Annotated in this window: 9 protein-coding genes; 3 read left to right on the forward strand and 6 right to left on the reverse strand. The window is 64.4% G+C overall.

The features are described from left to right. Positions 1–10 precede the first annotated feature (10 nt). A complete protein-coding gene (locus tag B7R24_RS10890; RefSeq protein ID WP_116418976.1) occupies positions 11–589 on the reverse strand; it encodes a sigma-70 family RNA polymerase sigma factor in 579 nt (192 codons plus the stop codon). Positions 590–701: 112 nt separating this feature from the next. On the opposite strand from B7R24_RS10890, the gene B7R24_RS10895 reads away from it, so the two are divergent. Next, a complete protein-coding gene (locus tag B7R24_RS10895; protein ID WP_116418977.1) occupies positions 702–1442 on the forward strand; it encodes a response regulator transcription factor in 741 nt (246 codons plus the stop codon). Continuing rightward, positions 1429–2598 carry a sensor histidine kinase gene (locus B7R24_RS10900; protein ID WP_253259412.1) on the forward strand — a complete coding sequence of 390 codons (1170 nt, stop codon included), beginning with the start codon at positions 1429–1431 and terminating at the stop codon, positions 2596–2598. Before B7R24_RS10895 ends, B7R24_RS10900 begins: the two co-directional genes overlap by 14 nt. Positions 2599–2704: 106 nt before the next feature. Here B7R24_RS10900 and B7R24_RS10905 read toward each other — a convergent pair whose 3' ends face one another. The 5 genes from B7R24_RS10905 to B7R24_RS10925 all read right to left on the reverse strand — a co-directional run bounded on the left by B7R24_RS10905 (position 2705) and on the right by B7R24_RS10925 (position 6259). Further along, entirely contained in the window at positions 2705–3025 is a 321-nt protein-coding gene (locus B7R24_RS10905) for a hypothetical protein (RefSeq protein WP_116418979.1), read from the reverse strand. Between the two features lie 75 nt (positions 3026–3100). Further along, entirely contained in the window at positions 3101–3910 is an 810-nt protein-coding gene (locus B7R24_RS10910; protein ID WP_116418980.1) for an alpha/beta hydrolase, read from the reverse strand. Between the two features lie 46 nt (positions 3911–3956). Next, positions 3957–4751: an SDR family NAD(P)-dependent oxidoreductase gene (locus B7R24_RS10915; RefSeq protein WP_116418981.1), complete on the reverse strand. Its 795-nt coding sequence runs from the start codon at positions 4749–4751 to the stop codon at positions 3957–3959. A 61-nt stretch (positions 4752–4812) separates the two neighbouring features. Beyond that, a complete protein-coding gene (locus B7R24_RS10920) occupies positions 4813–5685 on the reverse strand; it encodes a helix-turn-helix transcriptional regulator (protein WP_116418982.1) in 873 nt (290 codons plus the stop codon). 49 nt (positions 5686–5734) lie between these two features. Then, the gene (locus B7R24_RS10925; RefSeq protein WP_116418983.1) at positions 5735–6259 is read right to left on the reverse strand and encodes an MmyB family transcriptional regulator; all 525 of its coding nucleotides are present in this window, start codon (positions 6257–6259) and stop codon (positions 5735–5737) included. A gap of 144 nt (positions 6260–6403) precedes the next feature. On the opposite strand from B7R24_RS10925, the gene B7R24_RS10930 reads away from it, so the two are divergent. Further along, complete coding sequence (locus tag B7R24_RS10930; RefSeq protein ID WP_116418984.1) at positions 6404–6697, forward strand: alpha/beta fold hydrolase; 294 nt, start codon at positions 6404–6406, stop codon at positions 6695–6697. Positions 6698–6813 lie beyond the last annotated feature (116 nt).

Below are 6813 nucleotides of genomic sequence, written 5' to 3' on the forward strand. Positions count from 1 at the left end.
GCCATTCATGTCAGACGTATTCCTGACCTTCGTTCTGGTCGGCGCAGAGGAGAGCGCGCAGTCGAGTGAGTCCCTCGTTGATTCGCCAATTCGACGTACTGAGTGGCACGTTGAGCGCGCGAGCGACTTCGGAGCGGCTGTATTCGTTGAAATAGTAGAGTTCGATCGCGCGACGTTGCGGTACCGGGATGTCGTGCAGCGCTCTGAGCGCACCGTCGAGCCTGAGGCGTGTTTCGACCGAGAGTGCGACGTCGTCCACCTGCTCATACCAGTCCCGGATACCGATTCTGAAATCACGGTTGCGGCTGGATTGCGTGGCACGAACGCGATCGATCGCGCGGCGACGAGCGATGACACCCAGCCAGGTCGAGACCTGAGCACGCCGGAAGTCGTATTTGGCGCCGTTCTGCCAGACTTCGAGCATCACTTCCTGGGCAACTTCCTCAGATTCGGCCCGGTCGCGAAGGACGCTCCGCACCGATTCGAAAACCCTGCCGAAGCATCGGGCGTACAGGGCAGCAAACGCTGCGTCGTCTCCCTCGCTGCTGCGGCGGAGCAGAACATCAGGAGTCACGGCTTCGCCAGTCATAGTTCGACGCTAGGGCGGAGCACTGTTCTGACGGGGGGTGAAATTCTTACGGATTAGGAACGGTTGCCGTCGAGGACTGGGGCTCGCACTCTCGCACCCGTACTGTGATGGAGTGAGCAGACTGCCATCGGAAGCGCACGACCGCGCGTTGATCGGCCGGCGGGTACTCATCGTCGAAGACGATCCCACGGTCTCAGAGGTGGCCTCGACGTACCTCCGCTCAGCCGGGTTCATCGTCGATGCGGTGGCTGATGGTTTCACCGCGCTCCTCCGCGTGGCACAAGCCCCTCCCGATCTGATCGTTCTCGACAGGATGCTGCCGGGCATCGACGGAGTCGAAGTGTGCAGGCGTATCCGCACGGGATCGGGGGTGCCGGTCATCCTGCTCACCGCGCTCGGTGCAGAAGAAGATCGCATTCGAGGTCTTGAGGCGGGGGCCGACGACTATCTGACAAAACCGTTTTCGCCGCGCGAGCTCGTGCTGCGCGTACAGTCGATACTCCGGCGGGCGATCGTGGAATTCGCGGTCGAGGCACCCGTCGTCTTCGGTGAGTTCACCCTGGATCCGACAGCACGAACAGTGACCCGCTCCGGCAAAGCACTCGCGCTGACGTCCCGGGAGTTCGACCTCCTCGCCTTCTTTCTCAAGCGACCGAATCAGGTCTTCGGCCGCGATGAGCTTCTGCGCGCGGTCTGGGGTTGGACGCACGGGGATCTCTCGACGGTCACCGTTCATGTGCGCAGAGTCCGCGAGAAGATCGAGACCGACCCGACCCACCCTGTGCTGCTCTCGACCGTGTGGGGCGTCGGCTACCGACTCGAAGGCGGGGCGCATCCACGTGCCACTGTCTGATATCGCCGATGTTGCACTCATCGCCCTCATCACGACGCTGATAATCGGAGGCGTAGCCGCTGCCCTGTTGTTGGTCATGCGCCGTGCTTCCCTTTTCATGCAGTTGTGCGTGGTGGTTCTCGCTGTCACCGTCTCGGCGGTCTCCAGCATGATCACCGTCGCCGATGCAATGTATCTTTCAGCCCACGACCTCACCGTCGCTGTCGCGGTTGCTTCCATCGCGGGCGTGGTGTCGCTCGCTCTGGCCGCCCTTCTGGGCTGGATGATCGTACGGAACTCACGCACCTTGTCTGCAGCGACGCGCAGACTCGGGGCGGGCGAACGCGTCGACGGTGTGAGCAGGCCCTTCTCAGCCGAACTCGCCGCACTCGGGGCCGAACTCGTCTCGGCGAGCACCCGGCTGGCCGAGGCACAGGCGCAGACTGCGCAACTCGAAGCCTCCCGCCGCGAGCTGGTGGCGTGGATCTCGCACGACCTCCGTACCCCGCTCGCCGGCCTCCGAGCCATGTCGGAATCCCTCGAAGACGGGCTCGCTGACGACCCGCAACGGTACTACCGACAAATCCGAACGCAAGTCGACCAGCTCTCCCGCATGGTCGACGACCTGTTCGAGCTCTCAAAAATCGACTCCGGCACCCTGCAACTCACCCTCGAAGACGTCTCGCTGTACGACATCGTCAGCGACGCGGTCGCCGACGTGCAGCCACTGACGGCCGGTCGCACGATAGGCGTGGCGTCAGTGTTCCGGCGGGATATCGCGGTGCGGGCGGATGCCCGTGAGCTGTCACGTGCCCTCACGAATCTGCTCATGAACGCACTGCAGCACACCCCCGCCCGCACTCCGATCACTGTGTCTGCAGATGTTTTCGACGGCCGCGCCTCCGTCTCGGTCACCGACGGCGGTGCCGGAATACCGGAGACCGACCTTGCGCGCGTCTTCGAACCCGGCTGGCGCGGAGCAGACGCGCGCACCCCCACCGCCGCCTTCGCGCCGGCGGGCCCAGACAGCACGACAGACATCCACCAGCAGTCCAGCGGGGCAGGCCTGGGTCTGGCGATCGTGCGCGGAATCATCGAGGCTCACCACGGAACCGTGAGCGTTCAGAACGTTCCCGGCGGGTGCCGGTTCGAACTGTCGCTACCGACAGCCTCATGACCGCATGATGCCCAACGGATGGTTTTGTAGATGCACTGGTTGATGTGAGACCGCTCGTCGGCGCCTCCCATCAGGTCGTGGCATCCCGATCGCAGATCAACTCCGTTCATCGTCCCTGCTCTTGGCAAGGCGCTACGCACGCGAACACCTGTCGCGTGCCAGACGGCGTTCGACACGGCGGCGGCGGTGCCGACCGCACGATCTCTCCGACATCTTTTCCGCCGGTCGGCGTGATGTTCACGTCGGTCTCCTCGAGCCATTCGACGGCGCGTCGGCGTGCGCCACGATGCGGTTCCCCAGGAGGCACCGCCGGTGCGGCCGCCAGCAGCGCGGTGTCCCCGATCCGCACGTCGATGCAGGATGCATCGACGCCGAGCGCGTCGGCCGCGATCTGCATCACCACCGAGGAACGGTCGCGGGTTTCCACCGGTGTGCTGGTGGAGCGCAGCGTGACACCTGTCCGGGAATTGCCTGGCCTCGGCGTCCGCGGTGGTCACAGTCTTCATCTCGTTGAGATCATGCGGTCTTTTGCCGTCAGCCATTCCAGCACGTCGTCGGCGACGTCTTTCCATCCGGCGTCGAGGGTAAGGGAGTGAGCTTTGCCTTCGTATTCGTGGTACTCCGTCACGGAGGTCGCGTTGTCGGCATAGAGCTTTGACACCGCGAGGGTGACGGCCCTCGGGACGGTGTGGTCCTCGGTACCGGATGTCAGAAGCAGCGGGCCGCGCACGGCGGAGTGCGTATTCACCGCGGCCGGGGAGTTGCGGATAAAGTTCGCGGTAGCGTCTTCGAACAGGGGGCGGCCGGGGCCGGGAATTGTCCAGGCAGCGTGCAGCGCATCGGATTCTTCATCGGTGAGTACGTTGCCGAAGGCGTACTTGAATTGCTTCTCGTTCAGGGCAACCGTTCGGGATTTGTTCGCAGGGTTACCGAGCACCGGGAGGCCTGATCGAAGCTGCGCGAAAGGCAGCACCTTGACACCCTTGATCGGGGCTGGATCGATTGCGACGGCTGCAGCGACGAGATCGTTCGCGAGCAGTTCCTGGGCGATCAGGCCACCGAAGGAGTGGCCCACGACGATCGGTTTCTCGTCGAGTCCGGCGATGATGTCGGCGTAGTGGTGGCAGATCTCGGCGATGCCTTGGTTGTTGAGTCCTTCTGGGTTGGCACGGGTCGCTTCGACCGTCTCGAGGTCGCCGGGCCAGCCGGGGGCGGATGTGACGTAACCCTTCTCTTCGAAGAGGTCTTGCCAGGGTTTCCATGCGGTTGAGTGGATCCAGAGTCCATGGATGAAAACGACATGCTTGGGCATACGTGCTCCTTTATGCGGGTGAGTGATCGCGATTGTTGAGGACGGTTCAGAGGGTTTTGATGAGGCCGCCGTCGATGAGGAAGTCGGCACCGGTCACGTTGCCGGCTCGGCTGCTTGCGAGCAGCAAGACGAGGTCGGCGACCTCGTCGGGCTTGGTGAACCGGCCAGTCGAGAAGCCGCCCTGACTTGCGACGACGGTTGCCTTGGCGGTCTCGAAGTCGACGCCGGAGGCGGTCGCGACCGTCTGCGCCACCCCATGCTCACCGAGCCAGAGGTCCGTCTCGACCGGCCCGGGGCTGATGCTGTTGAACCGCAGGTTCTGCGCTCCGAATTCCTTTGAGAGCGACTTCGACAGATTCCAGACTGCCGCCTTCGCTGCCGAATAGTCGATGACGGCGGGATCGGGGAGGAACGCATTCACCGACCCGATTGTGACGACGTTTCCGCCACCCTTCGCGATCATCCGGGGAATCGCCGCACGGGTGGAACGCAGCCCGCTGAAGAAGTTGAGGGCAAATGCATCCGCCCACTGCTCGTCGGTGATCTGCAGGAAGCCGTCGAGGCGAATCTTGGTCGCGCCGACGTTGTTGACCAGAATGTCGAGGCCACCCACCGCATCGGCATGCCCCATGAGCTTGGCAGGCCCGTCGACTTCGGCGAGGTCCACCAGGACTGAGATCAGCGCGCCTCCCGCGGCGAGCTGGTCAAGCTCGGCGGAGCCGGTGCGGGAGCCGGCGATCACGGTGACTCCTTCGGCGATGAGCGCACGGCATACGGCGAGTCCGATTCCTTTGCCTGCGCCGGTGACGACGGCCGTCTTGCCGGTCAGTCCGAGGTCCACAAGAGGCCCCGCGTTGTCGAGTGTTTCAGCAATGTGGTCATGGTGAGACAGTAGAGCGCGGCTACTCGGCGGTCGTGGTCCCGGTCTTCCTGGGTGCGGGACGGACACCCTCGGCTGCCTGAAGATCGTCGGCGAGCAAGGCAAGCATTTGGAGCTTCTCGGCGGACGGGCCGCCTGGGGGCGGGAGGAACATCCCGAGCATCTGGCCGCCGGTGCCGGGCAGATCGAAAGTCTGGTAACGCAGCTCGACTGAGCCGATCGCCTTGTGGTGGAATGCCGACGGGTACCCTGACGACGAACCCGTCTCATGCAGATTCCAGATCGCGGTGAACTCGGGATCGAGCGCGTGCAGTTCGCTCAGCAGTTGCGCCAGCTCGGGCCCTTCGTCAAGAGGGTCGACGGAGGACCGGAAGTATCCGATCGTCCTGCGGGCCGTGGCTCTCCAGTACGCGTCGCGCGGAACGGCAGGATGGAATGTCAATTTCAGCAGATTGTTGCCGACTCGGAAACCCGGACTCAGGAGAGGGGCCAGCCGGTTCACGTAGATGATGTCGAGGTAACGGTTGAGCAGATAGGTAGGGATCGTCGGCATCGACTCGATAAGCGCGATCAGGCTGGGACTCACCGAGTTGTCGAGGCGAAGGGTACCTCGGATCGGCGGCCGCGCGAGGCGACGCAGATGCGCGGCGGCGGCAGCATCGAGGCACAGGGCCCGCGTCAGCCCTTCGAGAACCGCGGGCGATGGATGATGCTCCCGCGCCTGCTCCAGACGGAGGTAGTAGTCGCTGCTGATCCCCGCCAGCATCGCCACTTCCTCGCGACGCAGTCCGGCCACGCGACGCGGGGACGGGCTGAGAGGCAGCGCCACATCCGAGGGATCCACGACGCTACGGCGTGCGCGGAGGAATTCCGCTAGCTGCCGCCCGCTCTCCATGGGACCAATAGTAGGTGGCGACGCCCCAGGAAGCGTGGCCCTCCCACTCCTAGGAACCCACCGGACCGAGAGTGGCTGCCAGCCGGAACAGGCGTTCCTCGGATTCGCTTCCCGGCTCAACGTTGCCGAGCACGAGCGTCTGGCCCGTAGCCGGTAGCCGGAGGGGCTGGTAGGTCACCGCCATCCTGCCAACCTTCGGGTGGTCCATAGTGAGAGCGACGACGTAGTCGACGGGTATCACGGCGGAGGCCCAGGCCCCGGTAAACCCCGAGTTACCGGACGCTAGCTCGGAGAGCAGACGCTCGAGAGGGAGGACGTCGGCTGACGTAGCGAGGTTCTCTTTGAGCAATCCGACCATGTGGTCGGATATCCGATCCCATTCCAGCATCCCCTCGTGACCGAGCGGGTCGATGAACGCGGCCCGCGCCAGGTTCATTCCCACAGCGAATTTGGGGGTGACAGCCCGCGCGATCGGGTTCGAGGCGAGGACATCGAAGAGTTCATTGGCGACGAACGCCGGTGTCGTCGGCAGTCCGAGGATCATCTCCACGACGAGCGGGTCAACCGTATTCATGCAGTCGACAATAGGACGAATCCCTCGGGCCTGAGGGGTCCCGCCGTTCCTAGGCACGGCGCGACCACGTGAGCGATGGCACCCGGGCAGTACCGTCGCGAACATCGGTCGGCGTCGTGCTGATCGCCCTAACGAGGAGATCCCATGAATCACAGTCCGGGCGGCATCACCGTCGCCTTCGTGCACGGCGCCTTCGCCGACAGCTCCAGTTGGGCGGGGGTGATCTCCGAACTGCAGGGCCGCGACATCCGTGCAGTGGCGATCGCCAATCCGCTCCGCGGCATCGGATACGACGGTGACTACGTCGCCAGTGCGGTCCGCCAGATCGACGGGGATGTGGTTCTGGTCGGCCACTCTTATGGCGGCGCCGTCATCACCCATGCAGGAGCCCGCGTCTCGAACGTCCGCGCTCTGGTCTACGTCGCGGTGAGTATTTGACTGTGTGGGGGCCGGGGAATATTGCCTTCGGGGGCCACTTGTATTGCCTCCGGGGGCCGGGGTGTCGCGCGGTCAGGGGCCAGTGACGCCCGACCGCGCGAGGTCCTATGCCTTGG

Source organism: Subtercola boreus, from assembly GCF_003399645.1.
Taxonomy (GTDB): domain Bacteria; phylum Actinomycetota; class Actinomycetes; order Actinomycetales; family Microbacteriaceae; genus Subtercola; species Subtercola boreus_A.

What these genes read in the sequence shown, in the direction of transcription:
- B7R24_RS10920 (WP_116418982.1), bottom strand. Translation starts at nt 5,685, where the DNA reads ATGGAGAGCGGGCGGCAGCTAGCGGAATTCCTCCGCGCACGCCGTAGC.
- B7R24_RS10930 (WP_116418984.1), top strand. Translation starts at nt 6,404, where the DNA reads ATGAATCACAGTCCGGGCGGCATCACCGTCGCCTTCGTGCACGGCGCC.
- B7R24_RS10890 (WP_116418976.1), bottom strand. Translation starts at nt 589, where the DNA reads ATGACTGGCGAAGCCGTGACTCCTGATGTTCTGCTCCGCCGCAGCAGC.
- B7R24_RS10925 (WP_116418983.1), bottom strand. Translation starts at nt 6,259, where the DNA reads ATGAATACGGTTGACCCGCTCGTCGTGGAGATGATCCTCGGACTGCCG.
- B7R24_RS10910 (WP_116418980.1), bottom strand. Translation starts at nt 3,910, where the DNA reads ATGCCCAAGCATGTCGTTTTCATCCATGGACTCTGGATCCACTCAACC.